Raw genomic sequence first — 16,865 nt, 5'->3', positions numbered from 1 at the left:
AGGGCGGCCGCGTCAGTCTTGCGGACGATCGCCGGAGGCTGCCTCCTCCAGACGGCCGAGAAGATCCGCCACCCGCTTGACGACGACATCCCGGTCGCCGTCGGTCAGCGCGGCGCCCATGCCGCACGCGGCCGCACCGGCGGCTATCCACTGCGGGGCGTCCTCGAGGGTGACCCCGCCGGTCGGCAGCAGCGCGGCCTGCGGGAGGGCGGCCCGTACGTCCCTGATCCAGCCGGGACCGTAGGCGGAGGCGGGGAAGAGCTTGAGGGCGTCGGCGCCCAGCTCCAGGGCGCGGACGACCTCGGTGGGGGTGCTGACGCCCGGGAAGACCGGGATGCCGTAGCGGTGGCCGGTACGGATGACCTGCTCGTCCAGGCTCGGGGAGACCAGGAAGCGGGCGCCCGCGTCGACGGCCATCCGGGCGGAGGTGGCATCGAGGACGGTGCCGGCGCCGATGATCGCGTCGTCGCCGACCTCGCGGACGAGGGTGGTGACGGCTTCGAGTGCGAAGGGCGTGGTGAGCGATATCTCGATGGTCGTGAGCCCGGCGGAGAGCAGACTGTCGGCCGCGGCGGCGGCCTGGTCGTAGCTCTCCTTGCGGACGATGGCGAAGACCCGCTGGGCCAGTGCGGCCCGGGTGATCTCCCAGCGGTACACGGCGGATCGCCGTCCTTCCTTGGGGTCCCCCCGGCCCCGAGGCCGGGGGAGGTCGGTCTTCAGCTGCTGAAGCGTGGTCAGGGTCTCAGCGGTGCACGGAGTCCGTGCCGTGTGCGAAAGCGGCGAGCGCGCGGTCGCGGCCCGCCGCCATGGGCAGTCCGGCGGTGTCGGTGGGCGTCTGCACGACCAGGGCCGCGACGGTGGCCGCCTCGGCCAGCGCGGGCTGCGGCGGCAGCCCGCGCAGCCAGGCCGACAGATATCCGGCCGCGAAGGCGTCCCCCGCGCCCACCGGATCCGCCACCGGAACCGCGAAGGGCTGTTGCGTCCAGCGCCCTTGGGCGGTGACCGCGCAGGCCGAGTGGTCGGCCCGCTTGATCACGACGGCTCTCGCCCCGCCCGCTATCAGGTCGTCGGCGGCGTCGTCCGCCTCATGGCCGGTCAGCAGCTCCAGCTCATCTGCGCCGGCGAACACCAGGTCGGCCTCCGCCAGCAACGGCCCGACGGTCTGCGCCCATTGGGCCGCCCCGCCGAGCTTGTGGCGCACATTGGGGTCGAACGACATCGCGAGCCCGGCCTTACGGGCCCCGTCGATCAGCCTCCGGGTCGCGGCGGCGGCCACGGCGGAGAGCATCGGCGTGATGCCGGTGATGTGCAGCAGCCGCGCGCCGCGCAGCGCCTCGGCCCGTATGTGCTCCGGCGCGAGCAACGAGGCGGCGGAGCCCGACCGGTAGTACTGCACGTCGATGCCGCCGGCCGCGAGGCTGTCCCGCAGCAGCAGCCCGGTCGGCGCCTGCGGATCCACCTCCGCGTACGACACGTCGACCCCGTCCGCCCGCAACTCGCTCAGCACCGCTTCACCGGCCGGATCCGCCCCCGTGCGGCCTATCCACCGCACCCGGTGGCCCAGCCGGGCCAGCCCCACCGCCACATTCGACTCCGCCCCCGCCACCGACCGCCTGAACCGCACCGCGCGCTCCAACGGCACCCCCGGCTCGGCCAGCATCAGCAGCATCGCCTCGCCGCAGGTCACGACCTCCGGCCGCGCCACTTCCTCCCCTGCCACCGCCGCCTCCCCGTGCGCCCCCGCGCTTCCCCGTTCGGTCCTCGCACCACAAACGCTATCCGCTGCCACCGACAACAGGGGGCACGGGCGCGTAAAAGGGCGCGGCCGCCGTGGACGGCGGCCGCGCCCGGAGGCGGCGGAAACGGGCTCAGCAGGTGAAGTCGATCAGGTCGAACGTCGCGTAGTGGTCGGACGTGTAGTAGTCCTCGTCCGTCGCCTGACCGGTCACGATGCGGCGCGCGCCGCGCGTGGACGAGCCCGGTGTCTTGACCGTGTACTCGTGGTAGTACCCGGAGGCCTGGCTCGGCAGGACTCCCTCACTGTTCCGGAAGACCGTCCCGTCCTGGCTGTACGGGAACGGCCCGTCGGAGGCGATCAGGTCGAGCGTGTCGTACGCCTGCGAGGGCAGCGACGAGTAGCAGATGTCGCCGACCGACGCGGCCGACACCGTGCTTGTGACCGCGGCCGTCGCGGGGGTGGGGGACGCCGCGACGGCCGGGCCGCCCAGGAGAAGTGCAGAGGCGAGGGCCCCGAGGGCCCCGATGCGAACAATCCGTGGGGGGAATTTCACCATGGCCCAACGGTAGTTGGGCCGACCCGGGGCCGGGGCTACCGTAATCAGCCATTTACATGTTCACATCAAATCTTCTACGCGTGTTCACCTGCGGGCCGAGGTGGCCGGCGCAGCAGTGCACGCAGCGGGCCCGGCACCTTCAAGCGGCCGGTGAAGCGGCCGAAGTCGACCGCGTACAGGGTCTCGTTCGCCCACCAGAACAGCCGGTCGTCGCACGGATCGTCGGCGGTGCAGAAGCCGACGCGGGCGCGCTCCAGCAGAGCGCGGGCCGCCTCGTCGACGCCCTCGGGCCGGACCGGGCACAGCAGCACCTCGCTGTAGCGGGGCAGCGCGACCAGCACGCCGTACGGGCACGGGCCGGGCAGGAAGCGCTCCAGGGCCGGCAGGGCGCTGGTGACGTACGGACTGCCGGGCTTGCTGACACTCCTGACCTGATGGTCGTCGTCGGTGACCGTGAAGGACGGCAGCTCGTCGCGCAGGGTGTTGGCGAGGGCGTGGCTGCCCGGGTCGTGGATGACCAACTGGTCGGCGCGCTCCCGGCTGAGGCGGCCGCGGCCGTCGAGCATGATGACGATGTCGAGCAGATCCCCGTACGGGGTGCACATCAGCTGCTGCCGCTCGGCCTCGGGCAGCCTCGGGGTGACCTGGACGCGCAGCCGCTCCTCCAGCGGGCCGAGCCGGTCGCGCTCCGCCATGGCCGCCGTGACCTGGGCCGCCTTGGCGGCGAGCCAGGCCTCCACCCGCCCCGGCCAGGACGCCTGCGGCACAGCGGCGCAGGCCGCCGTGATCGCGTCGAGCGAGATGTCGGCGTGGGCGTCACCGACCGGCAGTACCAGCCGTCCGCTGTCGGCGTCGAGCATGGCGTGCGGCGCCAGCACCGGCAGCAGGTCGGCGACCAGCGCCCGTATGTCGGTCGCGACCGCAACCTCGTGTTCCGTCTCCATGCGCCCGTTCATACCAAACCGTCAGACCTCCCGCACCAAGTGGATCAGCGCGCTCGCGTTGTCGTCCGGGGCGAGATCCAGCGGCAGTCCGTGGCTGGAGAGGACGGCGCCGTGGTGGACCGCGCCGGTCGCGGCATCGCGATAGCGGGCGACGGGGTCGAGGCCGCGGAGGGGAAGGGCGGGGTCGGGGTGGCCGAAACGGCGGGCGCGGCGGGCGACGATGACGGCGGCTTCGGAGCCGTCCGGGGCGAGGTACTGGACGGCGTACAACTCACCACCGCCCAGCCGGTACTGGAGGCCGTGCTGGACGAGGGGGCGGACGGTCTTGTACGCGGCGACGAGTTCGGCGGCGCGCGACAGCTCGACGTCGCTCCAGCGGGTGAGGTCGCCGCCGATGGCCAGGAGGCCGGCCATGGCGACGTGGAAACGGAAGTCGAGGGGCAGGCTGCGGCGGGTGTAGGGGTTGGGGCTGTCGGTGACCCAGGCACCCATGACGCGGGCGGGGTAGAGCTGGGAGAAGCCGTGCTGGATGTCGAGGCGGTCCAGGGCGTCGGTGTTGTCGGAGGTCCAGACCTGGTCGGTGCGGGCGAGGATGCCGGGGTCGAGGCGCCCGCCGCCGCTGCTGCAGGACTCGATGCGCAGGTTGGGGTGGGCGGCGCGCAGCCGGTCGATGACGGCGTAGAGGTTGCGTACGTGGCCGGTCCACAGCAGCTCGGCGTCGCCCTCGGCGTCGGGCCAGCCGGCCTCGGTGAAGGGGCGGTTGAAGTCCCACTTGAGGAAGTCGATGTCGTTCTTGGTCAGCAGCTCGTCGAGCCGGTCGTACATCCAGGCGGCGACATCGGGGCGGGCGAGGTTGAGGACGAGCTGGTTGCGGTGCTCGGTGCGACGACGGGTGGGGTGGTGCAGGACCCAGTCGGGGTGGGCGCGGTAGAGGTCGCTGTCGGGGTTGACCATCTCGGGTTCGACCCACAGGCCGAAGCGCATGCCCAGCTCGCGGACCCGGCTGATCAGTGGCGTGAGGCCGTCGGGGAAGCGCTGGGGGTTGGGGGTCCAGTCACCCAGGCCCGCCGCGTCGTGCGTACGGGCGCCGAACCAGCCGTCGTCCATGACGAACAGCTCGACGCCGAGCGCGGCGGCCCGCTCGGCGAGCACGATCTGCCCCTCGACGCTGACGTCGAACTCGGTGGCCTCCCAGGAGTTGTAGAGCACGGGCCGCAACTCCCCAGGGTGCGGCAGCACATGGTCGAGCAGATAGCGGTGCCAGGCGCGGCTGGCGCCGCCGAAGCCGCCCTCGGTGTAGGCACCGGCGCTGACCGGGGTGCGCAGTTCGGCGCCGGGGAGCAGTTGCCAGGTGATGGGTGCGTGGCCGAAGCCGGCCGAGACGGCGACACGTTCGGTGGGGAGGCGCTGGACGGTGAGCTGCCAACTGCCGCTCCAGGACAGGGCGCAGGAGTGGACAGCGCCGTGCTCCTCCGTGGCGGTGCCGTCGTCCAGCATGACCCAGGGATTGGCGTGGTGGCTGGTGGTGCCCCGGCGGCTGCCCAGCACCGTCTCACCGTACGGCAGCCCGGTGCGGGTGAGCTGGGTCTCGGCGCCCCACTGGCCGTGCACCTGGCTGAGCCGGTAGTCGGCACGGCGCGGGACGGTCCAGGTCGCGGAGTCGGCGCGGACCACCGTGACGGGACCGTCCACCGCTTCGCTTCCGGTGTGCCGGAGCACCAGGTGACGCTCCATCACATCACTGCGAGGACGCACCCGGAAGTGCGCCTCGACGGTCAGTGGGTAGTGCCGGTCGGCGAAGGCCAGGACGAGCGTGTCGTCGGTGCGGTACTGCCCGGTGAAGCGCAGCTCCAGATCCCGCACGCCGTCGGCGAAGCGGACCTGGAGGGCGGCGTGTCCGTAGCGCAGGGCGCCCGCGGCGTCGAGGGCCAGGGCGCCGTCCGCCGCGTCCTCGAACTGCCGTCCCGGCAGCGGCCGTTCGAGGAGCGAGGTGGCCTGTTCCAGGGTGAGCACCGGGCCCCAGTGCAGGCCGCGCAGCCGGTCCTCCTCGTCGAGGTGCAGGACGTACGAGGAGGCTGGTCCGGACAGGACCCACAGCCGGTGGTCGGGGTCGTGGGCGATGTACGGGGGCATGGCGGCAGGCCTTTCGGGCGGGGGTGCTGCGGGGAGCGGTGGGCGGGCCGCCGCCGCGGCGAGGCGACAGCGGCCCGCAGGAGGCGATGGCGTCAGCCGAGCACCGGCGCCACCTCGATGTAGTCGATGTCGGGCGCGTAGCCGGAGGAGTTGGAGAAGGCCAGGGTGTTGGTGCCGGCCGCGAGGGTGACGGTGGTGGGGAGCGTCCAGTAGTCGTTCCAGCTGTAGGTGTTGCGGAAGGTGAGCGTGCCGGCGGTGCCGCCGTTCACCGACAGGTCGGCGGTGCGGGACTCGACGTTGGTGTTGTAGTTGCCGGTGCCGGAGCGGTCGTTGTCGGAGTAGTGGATGACGACGGTGTACCGGCCTGCGGCCGAGGCGCTGACGCTGCCGAAGGTGAGCTTGTTCGCCGAGCCGTTGCCCACGTAGCCGACGTTCTTGCCGCCCGAGGCCCAGCTGTCGGTCTGGGTGACCGCCGTGCCGGTGAGGGTGGCGTTCTCGGCCTGGTAGGTGGTGACGCCGGTGGTGGACCCGGCGCCGGTGACCTTCAGATCACGCAGCGAGATGGTGGCGCTGCTGCTCGGGGTGATCTTGATGCGGTTGATTCCGGCGGAGAGGAAGAGCTTCGTGCTCGTCGTGGTGGCCGAACCGCCGGAGGAGCCCAGAGTGGCGACGGTTGTGCCGTTCAGGGCGAGGGCGGTGGAGCCGCCGGCCGAGGTGTAGTCGGTGCTGACGGTGTAGTAGCCGTCGGTGGCCGCGTAGCCGTCGAAGGTCGTGCTGCCGCCGCTGGTCAGCACCACCGCGCCGGTGCCGGTCTCGCCGACGCTGCTGTACGAGTACGTGGCGCTGCCGCTGGTGTCGGCGAAGGCGGCCTCGTACACGGTCTCCGGGGTGCTCGGCACCGCGGTCAGATCGATCTTGTCGAGGGTGACCTCACCGGTGGCGGTGCCCAGGGAGGAGTTGGAGACGGCGAGCGCGATGGTGTGGCTGCCGGCGCTGAGCGTGACGGGGACGGTGACGGTACTGCGGTACTGCCAGTTGAGGGTGGACGGGTATTTCACGAACTGCGGGTTCGCGCCGTCGACGGTCAGCACCTGCTGGGAGGGGGTGCCGTGCTGGTTGCCGTAGAAGATGCCGAGGTTGTACGTCCCCGCGCTGGGGACCGAGACCGAGAAGGCGACCTTGCTGTCGGAGGCGCTGAGGTAGCCGACGTCCTTGGTGCCGGAGGTGGCGTAGCCCTGGTAGTTGGACGCCGTGCCCTGGGTGACGACGGAGGCGTCGGTGATGGTGGCGTTCTCGGCCTCGTAGGAGGCGCTCCACGGCACGGTGGGCGCGGTGGCGGTGCCGCCGCCGTTGGGGGTGACGGTGATGCGGTAGGCGGACATGGCGTTCAGGCCCGTCAGCGGGACGGTGATGCTGCCGCTGGAGGGGGTGTAGGCGGCGCGGGATATCGTCAGCGGCGCCGCCGAGGCGCCTTCGTACCCGCTCCAGTTGAGGGCCTGGACGGTGACCTCGACCTGGCTGCCGAAGGTCGCGCTGGGGATGTTGTTCAGCACGACGTTGGTGTCGGAAGCGGAGCCGCCGACGATGACCTGGGCCTGCTTGCGGGTGGTGTCGAGGGATGCCATGCCCTGCAGGGTGTCCGTGGTGTTGGCCGACGGCGGGGTGACCTTGACGGTCTTGCCGGTCAGGCCGGCGTACCAGCGCCAGAACCACCAGGTGCTGTTGGGTGTATTGGTGCGTATGGCGGTATTGCCGTCGAGGTTGCCCGCCATGTCCCAGTAGGCCTGCTCGCCGTAGGACTTGGTGTTCTCCAGCATCGAGGTCCACTGCACCATCTGGCCGGGCACCGACAGGTCACGCCGGTCGGCGTACTCGTCGATGTTGATGGGGCGCGCGCTGATGCTGCGGGCGGTCTCCAGGGCCCGGTAGGTGGTGTAGTGGCTCTGGTAGTCGGCGAGCGAGCCGGGGTTGAGCTCGTGCCAGGTCATCCAGTCCGGCAGCTCGGAGTTGGCCTTGGCGTAGGTCAGGAAGTCGCCCAGGAACGTGGAGTTGTACGAGGCCGTGTTGGGCCCGCCGATGACCGCGGCCGGGTAGTCCGCCTTGATGCGGTCGTAGACGGTCGACCAGTCCGCGAGGAACTTGTCGCGGGCGGTCTGGTAGGTCGAGGTCGTGGAGGAGTTGAGACCGGTGTACCAGATGCCGTCCGGCTCGTTGAACGGGACGAAGACGACGTCGGACGCGTACGAGCTGGCCTTGATGGCGTTGACCACGGTGTCGACCTTGGTCAGGTAGTCGGCGATGCCCAGGTTCTGGTAGGGCCAGTCGGAGTACATGTCCTGGATGTTGCAGAAGAGCTTGCCGCCGCCGTTGCGCTTGAAGGACGCGGCGACCTTCAGGATGTCGCCGTTGGGGTGCTGCGCGCCGCCCGGCGGCTTCTGGGAGACGGTGGTCAGCTTGAGCGGCGCCAGCAGGTTGTCGCCCGGGACGCCGTCGTCGCTGAGGCCGTACAGCGAGCCGTTGGCGCCGTGCAGCACGTCGCCGGTGGTGGTGCCGAGGTCTGCGGTGAAGGTCTGGGTGGCGGCGGAGGCGGGGGAGGACGTCCCCAGCGTGGTCAGGAGCAGTGCTGCGGTGGCGAGCAGTGCGCCGGTCAGGGCGTGCCTGGGGCGTCGCATGCGGCTCGTGCGGGTGGGCATCGGTACCTGGCTTCCTCCTCCCGCTGCGCTGCGGGAGGGCTAGGTGGGGCTGTGGGATGTGAACGCTCACATCCCCCGCGAATGTGAGTGGCTCGGGTGGAGCTCGGTTCCGCGAGTGCGTGGGTCGGCGTTCTGGGGCAGCTTGCTTACGGCCGCCGCTGTTTGAGCGGCTCGGTAGGGCGTCGTGCTTGGGGGCCACTTTTTGTGCGGCTCGGTAGGGCTTCGTGCTTACGGCCCGCGCTTCGTGCGGCTCAGTAGGGCTTCGTGCTCGAGGGCCACTTTTTGAGCGGCTCGGTTCGCCTCCGTTGCGCTGAGTCACTGTGGGGGCACCTCCCAGACGGAGTCTGGGGGAAGTCGATCGTGCTCGCTCGCTCGTTCCTCGCGAACTGCGCGCGTTCTCCTTTACGACAGCGACCGCTCCACTTCGGCTCACTCGCCGACGGCGCACCCGGCACCGAGGGATGAGGGATTTTGGGACAGGTGTCAGGGGTGCCGTGCGGGGGCGGGGCCGCTGCTCTCGCGGACGATCAGTTCCGGCTCGGCCCAGAGGGGGAGGGCGGGGGCGGTCTCGGGCTCGAGGAGGCGGTGGAGCATGCCGAAGCAGCCACGGCCGAGGCCTTCGAAGTCGAGGCGGACGGTGGTCAGGGCGGGGTGGACGTAGGCGGATTGGGGGGCGTCGTCGAAGCCGACGACGCTGAGGTCGGCCGGGACGTCACGGCCGGCTTCCCTGGCGGCGCGGAGGACGCCGAGGGCGAGGTCGTCGTTGCCGCAGAGAACGGCGGTGACGGCGGGGTCGGCCAGGAGGGGGCGGGCGGCGAGGTAGCCGGAGCGGGGGCTCCAGCCGCCGTCGAGGGGTTCGGGGAGCGGTTTACCGGCGGCGCGGAGGGCGTCGCGCCAGCCTTCGGCGCGCTGGCCGATGCGGGTGGTGGAGGACGGGATCTGGACGTAGTGAACGGTTTCGTGGCCGAGGCCGAGCAGGTAGCGGGTGGCCTGGGCGGCGGCCGCACGGTCGTCCAGCCAGACCTGGGGCCGGTCGCCGGGGCGGCCGTCCTCGGGGCGTTCGACGACCGCCGCCGCCGGGAACTCGGCGGGCAGTGCCTGGAGCGCCCGTACGCCGGGGGCGTCGAAGGCGATCACCAGGACGGCCTCGCCGGGGCGGCTGACCCGGCCGGCGACGTCCGCGGGCTGCTGGGCCGAGCTGGCGTCGAGGACGCTGATCCCGACGGTGAAGTCGGCGGCGCGGGCCGCCTCCTCGATGCCCTTCAGGGTCGCCGAGGCACCGTAGAGGGAGGTGTCGGAGGTCAGCACGGTCACCGAGCGCACCGCGCCGCCGGCCAGGGCCCGGGCCATCCGGTTGGGGGTGTATCCCAGCTCGGCGATGACGTCGAGGACGCGGGCGCGGGTCGACTCCTTGACCCGGGGGTGGCCGTTGACGACCCGGGAGACGGTCTGGTGGGAGACGCCCGCCTCCTTGGCGACGTCCCAGATGCTGACGGCCCGGGGGCGGTCGGCAGCGGCTGCTTCCGGGGCCGGCGGCCCCCCGCTGGGACGGGGGGCCGGGGTCGCTTCCTGCATGGTGGGGTGAACTCCTAGTCGGTGATGGCGGCGTTGGACTCGGTGTTCACCTTGTCCGCGGCCTCCTTCGGGGTCTGCTGGCCGAGCCAGACCTGGTTGAAGGGGTCGAGCACCTTCACGTTGTACGTTGACGAGGAGGTGGTCAGCGGGTAGCCGATCGTGGTGCCCTCGGCGCCCTTGGAGAAGGCGCTGACGTCCACGCCCCGCTTCTTCCAGTACGCCACGAAATCCTTGTTCAGGCCGGGGATCGACGGCCACACCGTACCCGCCGACACGATGATCTTCTGCGACTCCTCGGAGCCGAGCCATTTGATCAGCTCCCATGCCTCCTTCGGGTGCTTGCTCCCGGAGTACAGGGCCTGGCTCAGACCGTTGTACACGGTGCCCTGCCCGACCGGTCCTGCGGGCAGCAGGGCCAAGCCGAAGTTGCCCTTCAGCGAGGTCTGGTAGGCGCTCAGGTCCCAGCTGCCGTCCCACACCACGGCGGCCTGCTTACGGGCGAGCACCTGCGGCAGCGAGGCGCCGTTGGGGGTGTTGGTGACCGAGGCCGGAACCGCCACGTGGTACTTCAGCCGCAGGTCCTGGACGAACTGGATGGCCTGGACGCAGGACGGCTGGTTGATGGTCCACTTGCCCCAGGCCTTGTCCTGGAGCTTGCAGCCGTTCTGGGTGGCGAAGTCCCACCAGTCGGTCTGGCCGTTGGGCGAGGCCAGCGCGAGACCGTACTGCTTGACGTGCTTGCTGTCGAAGCCGGACTCGTTCGGGTGCTTGCCGTTCTGGTCGACGGTGAGCTTCTGAAGCGCCTTGACGAAGGTCCCGCCGTCGGTCGGGTTCCAGGTGAGGGCGGACAGCTGGTCCTGGGTGAGGCCGGCGGTCTTGAGCATGGTCTTGTTGTAGACCTGCTCGATGGTGTCCCAGTCCTTGGGGAGGCCGTACTGCTTGTCGCCCTGCTTCCAGCCGGCGGTGAGCTTGGCGTCGTACACCGACAGGTCGACCTTGTCCGCCTTGATGTACGGGGTCAGGTCGGTGAGCACGCCCTGCTTGGCGAACTGCGGGAAGTACGCCACGTGGTCCCAGAAGACGTCCGGCGCGGTGCGGCCGGCCATCTGGGTCTGGAGCTTGCTCCAGTACTGCGCCCAGGCGTTCAGCTCGATCTTGACCTTGATGTTCGGGTGCTTCTTCTCGAAGGCGTCGACGGACTTCTGCACGGCCGGCTTCTGAACCGCGTCCCAGATCCCGTAGCGGAGGGTGACCGTGCCCCCCGAGGCGCTCGAGCCGGACGAGCCGCAGGCGGTGGTGAGGCCGAGCAGGACGGCGCCCGTGGCGGCGGTCGCCAGGACTCTTCGGGAGCGTGCGGACATGGTGGAGGTCCTCTTCTCTACGGGGGCGGGTGTGCGTGGGGGTTTTGGGGGAGCTTGGGACGGCCGGTCTACTTCAGCCCGGTGAGGGCGATCGACCGGACGATGTGGCGCTGGAACAGCAGGAAGACGGCGATCAGCGGCAGCAGCGCGAGCGCCGCGCCGGCCAGCACGATGTGCGGCAGGTCGGAGACATGCTCTCCCTGGAGGGCGGCGATGCCGACGGTGATCACCTTGGTGCGGTCGCTGTTGGTGATGATCAGCGGCCAGATGAGGTTGTTCCAGGTGTTGATGAAGGTGATCGTGGCCAGCGTGGCCAGGATCGGCTTGCTCAGCGGCAACATGATCCGTACGAGGATCGACAAGGTGCCGGCCCCGTCGATCCGGGCAGCGGCCTCCAGGTCGTTCGGGATGGTCCGGAAGTGCTGCCGCACCAGGAAGATCCCGTAGGGGGTGCCGAAGACGGTGGGCAGGATCAGCCCCGCGTAGGTGTCGACCAGGCCCATGTCCCGCATCATCAGGAAGAGCGGTACCAGGGTGATCATCTGCGGCACCATCATGGTGGCGATGTAGCCCCAGAACAGCAGGTCCCGGCCCGGGAACTCCAGCCGGGCGAAGGCGTACGCTCCCATGGCGCTGAAGACCACCTGGCCGGCGGTGACGGTGACCGCGACCAGCAGGGTGTGCAGCAGGAAGGACGACATGCCGTACTGGTTCCAGACGGCGGTGAAGTTGCCGAAGGTGGCCGGGTGGGCCGGAGCCCAGGCGTCGGTGGTCAGCAGATCCTGGGGCCGCTTGAACGAGGCGTTGAGGATCATCAGGTAGGGCGCGATGGACAGCAGAGCCCCGGCGAGCAGGACCGCGTAGAGCGTGGTGCGGCCGAGGGCGGTGCCGATGGTGCGATGGGTGCGGTCGGTACTCATGACGGGGGCGCCCTCAGCTGAAGTCGTAGACGGTGCGCTTGCGGAAGTACAGGAACTGGGCGGCCGTGACCAGCAGGATCAGCGCGAAGAGCAGCATCGCGAGCGCGGAGGCGTAGCCGCTGCGGAAGAGCTGGAAGGCCTGCTGGTAGATGTGGTAGTTCATGGTGTCCGTGGAGCCACCGGGGCCGCCCTGGGTCATGACGTAGACGGTGTCGAACATCTGGAACGACCCGATGACGTTGGTGACGAGGACGAAGAACATCGAGGGGCGCAGCAGCGGCAACGTGATCTTGAAGAACCGCTGGAGGGTCGTCACCCCGTCCATGTCCGCGGCCTCGTAGAGGGACTCCGGGATCGCCTGGAGACCGGCCAGCAGGAAGAGCATGGTGTAGCCGGTGTACTGCCAGACGTTGACCGAGGCGAGCACCGGCATCGCCCAGGTGGTGGACGACAGCCACTCCGGGCCACTGATGCCCAGCAGCGACAGGAACTGGTTGATCGCGCCGTGCTCGGGGTCGAAGGCCCAGCTCCAGATGATGCCCAGGGCCACCGGCATCGCCATCCAGGGCAGGACGAAGAGCACCCGGATGACCTTGCCGCCGCGGAGCTTGCGGTTCATGGCGAGGGCAAGCAGCAGGGCGAGGACGGTTTGGGCGGGAATGTTCAGCAGGACGTAGTAGAGCGTGTTGCGCACCGAGCGCCAGACTTCGCTGTCGCCCATCATCTCGCGGTAGTTGGCCAGTCCGACGAAGCGCGGGGAGCCCATCAGGTTCCAGTCGAAGAAGCTGATCACCACCACACCGATGATCGGCGCGACCAGGAACAGTACGAAGCCGATCAGGCTGGGCGCCAGCAGCACGTACGCCTCGACCGCCTGCCGGAACCTGCGGGGTATCCGGGGACGGGCGGCGGTGGCCGAGGGTGAGGCCGGTGGGGCCCCGGCGTCCGCGGCTCGCCGCGCAGAAATGTTAGCGCTCACAATTTTCGACTCCGTGGGACTTCGACGGCAGGCGGTTACGGCAGGGTGGCGCAGCAGGGCATACGTCCAAGGGTGGGCCTTCTTCGGGAGACCCGTCCTTCCGACATCAGGCGTTAACGTGTCGGTGACGTAAGACATAGTGTTAGCGGTAACACTTTGGGGGCGTCAAGAGTCCTCGTACGACCTTTCTCTTGACGGAACGTCAGATGTGACGAAGACCGGGACCGTCCGGGCTAGCCGGACAACCAATTTCTCTGCTGAAGTGTCCCGTTCATAGGCATTGGCCAAGACATGACTGAACGGGACGGCTCCTTGATGCGAATACCCTCTGTGCTGGCGGCCACGGCCGTCGGCTCGCTGCTCGCCGTCGTCGCGGCGGCGGTCCCCGCGGACGCGGCCACCCCCACGGTGGCGTGCACCTCGACGAAGTCCGGGCTGGCCAAGGAGCTCAAGACCGACATCACCGCGGCGCTCAAGGGCCGCAGCAGCACCGTCTCGGTCGCGCTCTACGACCGGACCACCGGCACCACCTGCACCTACCGCGCGGGCTCGACGTACGACTCCGCGAGCGTGGTGAAGGCGACGCTGCTCGGCGCGCTGCTCCGCCAGGCCCAGGAGGCGGGCCGCGTGCTGACCACGCGCGAGAAGAAGCTGGCCACGGCCATGATCACCAAGTCGGACAACGACGCCACCACCACCCTCTGGAAGCAGGTCAAGGTCAAGGGCGTCCAGCACTTCCTCGACCTGGCGAAGATGACCCACACCACGCCCGGTTCGAACGGCTACTGGGGCCTCACCCAGATCACCGCCGCCGACGAGCTGAAGCTCCTGAAGCTGCTGACGTCCTCGAACTCCGTACTGACCAAGGGCTCACGCACCTACGAGCTGGGCCTGATGAACAAGGTCGTCTCCAGCCAGCGCTGGGGCGTCCCGGCCGGCGCCCCCAGCAGCGCCACGGTCCACGTGAAGAACGGCTGGCTCTCCCGGGCCACCCATAAATGGCGGGTGCACAGCATCGGCGCCTTCACCGGCAACGGGCACGACTACGGCATCGTCGTCCTCTCCCACGACGACAAGTCCATGGACTACGGCATCGCCACCATCGAGCGCGTCGCCCGAGCGGTCCATGCCGACCTGAAGTGACCGCGGCCGTCCCCGCCCGGCGCCCGCGCGGCTGTCGGGCGGGGACGGCGCATTTCCCGACGCCCGTCGGGTGACCTGCGCGGATGCGCCGTGGCACCGTTACGGCGAGGACGCGACGGAGCGTCCGACTCGGAGGGACGCCATGACGACCTACCCGCTCGATCCCGAGCTGATCCCGGCCCTGGCCATGATGCCCCGCGCCGATGTCTCCGACCTCGCCGGAGCCAGGGCCGAGATGGAAGGGATCGTCGCCTTCCTCAACGCCGACATAGACACCACCGGCGTCGACGTGGACGAGGTCCGGGTCCCCGGGTCCGACGGCGCACCCGACGTGGTCCTGCGCACCTACCGTCCGCAGGGTGTCACGGGACCGCTCCCGCTGGTCTACGACATCCACGGCGGCGGCTTCATGCTGGGCGCCCCCGAGATCGACCACGGCCACAATCTGGTGATCTGCCGGGAGCTGGGGGCGGCGGTCTTCTCCGTCGACTACCGGCTGGCCCCCGAGCACCCCTACCCCGCCGGTCTCGAGGACTGCTACGCCGGTCTGTCCTGGGCCGCCAAGAACGCGACCGACCTGGGAATCGACCCCGACCGCATCGCCCTCTTCGGCGGCAGCGCCGGCGGCGGCCTCGCGGCCGGCCTCGCCCTCCTCGCCCGCGACCGGGGCGGCCCCGCGATCCGCTTCCAGTTCCTCGGCGTCCCCGAGCTCGACGACCGCCTGGACACCCCGAGCATGCGGACCTTCACCGACACCCCGCTCTGGAACCGCCCCAACGCCGTGATCAGCTGGGACGCCTACCTCGGCGCCGGCATCCCCGGCACCCCCGCCGTCCCTCTGTACGCCGCCCCCGCCCGCGCCACCGGCGCCGACCTCGCCGGCCTGCCCCCCGCGTACATCTCCGTCATGGAGTTCGACCCCCTCCGCGACGAAGGCATCGACTACGCCCGCGCCCTGCTCTCCGCCGGCGTCACCGTCGAACTCCACCTCTTCCCCGGCACCTTCCACGGCTCCAACATGATCCCCCACGCCGAGATCTCCCAACGCGAAACCGCCGAGGCCCTGGCCGTCCTGCGCCGAGCCCTGCGATAGGGCCTTGGGGCAGAGAAGCACCGACGGAAGGTGCCTCGCGCCGGCGACGGAAGTGGGGCCGACCGTACGACCGGCCCTCAGCCGCTCGTCGGCGCGGCGGTGGTTGCCGAGGCGGTCGCGGGTGCCGGCGCGGCCTGGAAGCGGGCCGCGGTCCGGGTGGCGCTGGCGGTGGCCCGGTCCGTGGTGGTCAGGACGCCGAGGAGCGCGATGGCGGCGCCGCAGCCGACCAGGATCCACCAACCGGGGTGACCGGCCGCCGGGGTGAACGCACCGCCCGCTCCGCCGTGCGCGGTGACGAGCGAGCCCAGCACGGCCACGCCGAGGCAGTTGCCGATCTGTCTGCCGGTCGAGGCGATCGCGGCGGAGACCCCGGCCTGGGCGCGCGGCATGCCGGAGACCGCCGTGGTGGTGATCGGGGTGTTGACGAGGCCGAATCCGGTTCCGAACAGCACGTAGGCGGGCAGCATGGCCAAGGGAGGCGTCGCCGCGGTGACCCGGGTCAGCATCAGGGCGGCGACCGCGATGAGCACGCCCGCGGCGACCAGCGGCGGGCGTGGGCCGCGGGTGGCGGTGAGGCGGCCGGAGACGGGCGAGGCGATGGCGGTGGCCACGGCCATCGGGGCGGTGAGCAGGCCCGCGCGCAGCGCGCTGTAGCCGCGTACGTCCTGGAGGTACAGGGTGTTGAGGAACAGGAACCCGGACAGGGCGACGAACGCCGCGACGGCGGTGACGGCGGCTCCGGTGAACGGGATCGAGCGGAAGAACTGTGGGTCTATCAGGGGCAGTTCGCGACGCCGTTCGTAGGCGACGAGTGCCGTGGCCGCCGCGGCGGCCAGCGCGAGCAGGCCGACGATCGGCGTGCTGCCGTATCCGCGGTGTGAGCCTTCTACGATCGCGGACGTGACCGCCGTCAGCACCGTGACGACCAGCGCCTGGCCGATCGCGTCGGGGCGCCGCGCGGAAGCGGCTCGGGACTCGGGGACGTACAGGGCGGTCAGTGCGATCGCGGCCACCCCGACCGGCACGTTGATCCAGAACACCGAACGCCAGCCGGCCGAGGTGACCAGCAGACCGCCGACCACCGGGCCGAGCGCGAGGGAGATCCCGATCGTGCCGGTCCACACCCCGATCGCCCGGGCGCGTTCGCGGGGATCGGCGAAGGTCGCGGTCAGGATGGACAGGGCGACCGGGTTGAGCATACTGGCGCCCAGGCCCTGAACGGCGCGGAAGGCGATCAGCCAGGGCAGGCCGGGGGCCAGCGAGCAGGCGAGCGATCCGGCGGTGAACAGGGCCAGGCCGGCCTGGAACACGCGGCGGCGCCCGAGGCGGTCGGCGGTGGATCCGGCGAGCATCAGGAATCCGGCGACCGTGAGCGTGTAGCCGTCGACGATCCACTGAAGGCCGCTGACGGACGTGCTCAACTCCCGCTGGACGGCGGGCAGGGCGACGTTCACCGCGGTCACGTCCAGACCGGCGATCAGCAGGCTCGTACAGCACACGGCCAGGACGAGCACGCGGTGGTGGGCGGGGACCGGCATGTCTTCTCCCGGGGGTTGCCGCTGGGAAACCGAGGCGACACGGCCTACGAGAGCCGGGTCGGGGTCCGCCGCGCGCCGGGCGTTGGCGCCGGCCCGCGGCGGGCGGGGGGGGGGGGGGGTGTACGTGGGGGGGTCAGGGTGTCGCGTCGGGCCTGTAGTCGGTGTCGACGAAGTAGCCCATGGGCCCCATCG

13 protein-coding genes are annotated in these 16,865 nt (G+C 70.6%); 2 read left to right on the top strand and 11 right to left on the bottom strand.

Features of this window, described 5'->3' with window-relative positions:
• Positions 1-12: 12 nt before the first annotated feature.
• The 10 genes from ACFXJ5_RS20520 to ACFXJ5_RS20475 form a co-directional block, all read right to left on the bottom strand.
• A complete protein-coding gene (locus ACFXJ5_RS20520) occupies positions 13-657 on the bottom strand; it encodes a bifunctional 4-hydroxy-2-oxoglutarate aldolase/2-dehydro-3-deoxy-phosphogluconate aldolase (RefSeq protein ID WP_384632637.1) in 645 nt (214 codons plus the stop codon).
• An 85-nt stretch (positions 658-742) separates the two neighbouring features.
• Positions 743-1,720 carry a sugar kinase gene (locus ACFXJ5_RS20515; RefSeq protein WP_384632635.1) on the bottom strand — a complete coding sequence of 326 codons (978 nt, stop codon included), beginning with the start codon at positions 1,718-1,720 and terminating at the stop codon, positions 743-745.
• A gap of 148 nt (positions 1,721-1,868) precedes the next feature.
• Complete coding sequence (locus ACFXJ5_RS20510) at positions 1,869-2,291, bottom strand: ribonuclease (RefSeq protein ID WP_384632862.1); 423 nt, start codon at positions 2,289-2,291, stop codon at positions 1,869-1,871.
• A 77-nt stretch (positions 2,292-2,368) separates the two neighbouring features.
• The gene (locus tag ACFXJ5_RS20505) at positions 2,369-3,238 is read right to left on the bottom strand and encodes a hypothetical protein (protein ID WP_384632632.1); all 870 of its coding nucleotides are present in this window, start codon (positions 3,236-3,238) and stop codon (positions 2,369-2,371) included.
• Positions 3,239-3,259: 21 nt separating this feature from the next.
• Positions 3,260-5,371, bottom strand: a complete 2,112-nt coding sequence (locus ACFXJ5_RS20500; protein ID WP_384632629.1) for an alpha-galactosidase — start codon at positions 5,369-5,371, stop codon at positions 3,260-3,262.
• 92 nt (positions 5,372-5,463) lie between these two features.
• Positions 5,464-8,064, bottom strand: coding sequence for a CBM35 domain-containing protein (locus tag ACFXJ5_RS20495; RefSeq protein ID WP_384632626.1), 2,601 nt, complete (start codon positions 8,062-8,064; stop codon positions 5,464-5,466).
• 483 nt (positions 8,065-8,547) lie between these two features.
• Positions 8,548-9,639 carry a LacI family DNA-binding transcriptional regulator gene (locus ACFXJ5_RS20490; RefSeq protein WP_384632623.1) on the bottom strand — a complete coding sequence of 364 codons (1,092 nt, stop codon included), beginning with the start codon at positions 9,637-9,639 and terminating at the stop codon, positions 8,548-8,550.
• A gap of 14 nt (positions 9,640-9,653) precedes the next feature.
• Positions 9,654-11,000, bottom strand: coding sequence for an ABC transporter substrate-binding protein (locus ACFXJ5_RS20485; RefSeq protein ID WP_384632621.1), 1,347 nt, complete (start codon positions 10,998-11,000; stop codon positions 9,654-9,656).
• Between the two features lie 68 nt (positions 11,001-11,068).
• Positions 11,069-11,920 carry a carbohydrate ABC transporter permease gene (locus ACFXJ5_RS20480; protein WP_384632617.1) on the bottom strand — a complete coding sequence of 284 codons (852 nt, stop codon included), beginning with the start codon at positions 11,918-11,920 and terminating at the stop codon, positions 11,069-11,071.
• 13 nt (positions 11,921-11,933) lie between these two features.
• Complete coding sequence (locus tag ACFXJ5_RS20475; protein WP_384632614.1) at positions 11,934-12,899, bottom strand: carbohydrate ABC transporter permease; 966 nt, start codon at positions 12,897-12,899, stop codon at positions 11,934-11,936.
• A 315-nt stretch (positions 12,900-13,214) separates the two neighbouring features.
• Here ACFXJ5_RS20475 and ACFXJ5_RS20470 point away from each other — a divergent pair, with 315 nt between their 5' ends.
• Both ACFXJ5_RS20470 and ACFXJ5_RS20465 read left to right on the top strand, forming a co-directional pair.
• Positions 13,215-14,042, top strand: a complete 828-nt coding sequence (locus ACFXJ5_RS20470) for a serine hydrolase (RefSeq protein WP_384632611.1) — start codon at positions 13,215-13,217, stop codon at positions 14,040-14,042.
• A gap of 142 nt (positions 14,043-14,184) precedes the next feature.
• Positions 14,185-15,135 carry an alpha/beta hydrolase gene (locus ACFXJ5_RS20465; protein WP_384632608.1) on the top strand — a complete coding sequence of 317 codons (951 nt, stop codon included), beginning with the start codon at positions 14,185-14,187 and terminating at the stop codon, positions 15,133-15,135.
• Between the two features lie 77 nt (positions 15,136-15,212).
• Here the strand turns inward: ACFXJ5_RS20465 and ACFXJ5_RS20460 are convergent, their stop codons facing one another.
• Positions 15,213-16,673, bottom strand: a complete 1,461-nt coding sequence (locus ACFXJ5_RS20460; RefSeq protein ID WP_384632605.1) for an MFS transporter — start codon at positions 16,671-16,673, stop codon at positions 15,213-15,215.
• Positions 16,674-16,865 lie beyond the last annotated feature (192 nt).

It is taken from the genome of Streptomyces sp. NPDC059373 (assembly GCF_042751495.1).
Lineage (GTDB): Bacteria > Actinomycetota > Actinomycetes > Streptomycetales > Streptomycetaceae > Actinacidiphila.
The sequence above is the reverse complement of the archived record's forward strand: the minus strand, read 5'-3'. Positions and strand labels throughout refer to the sequence as shown.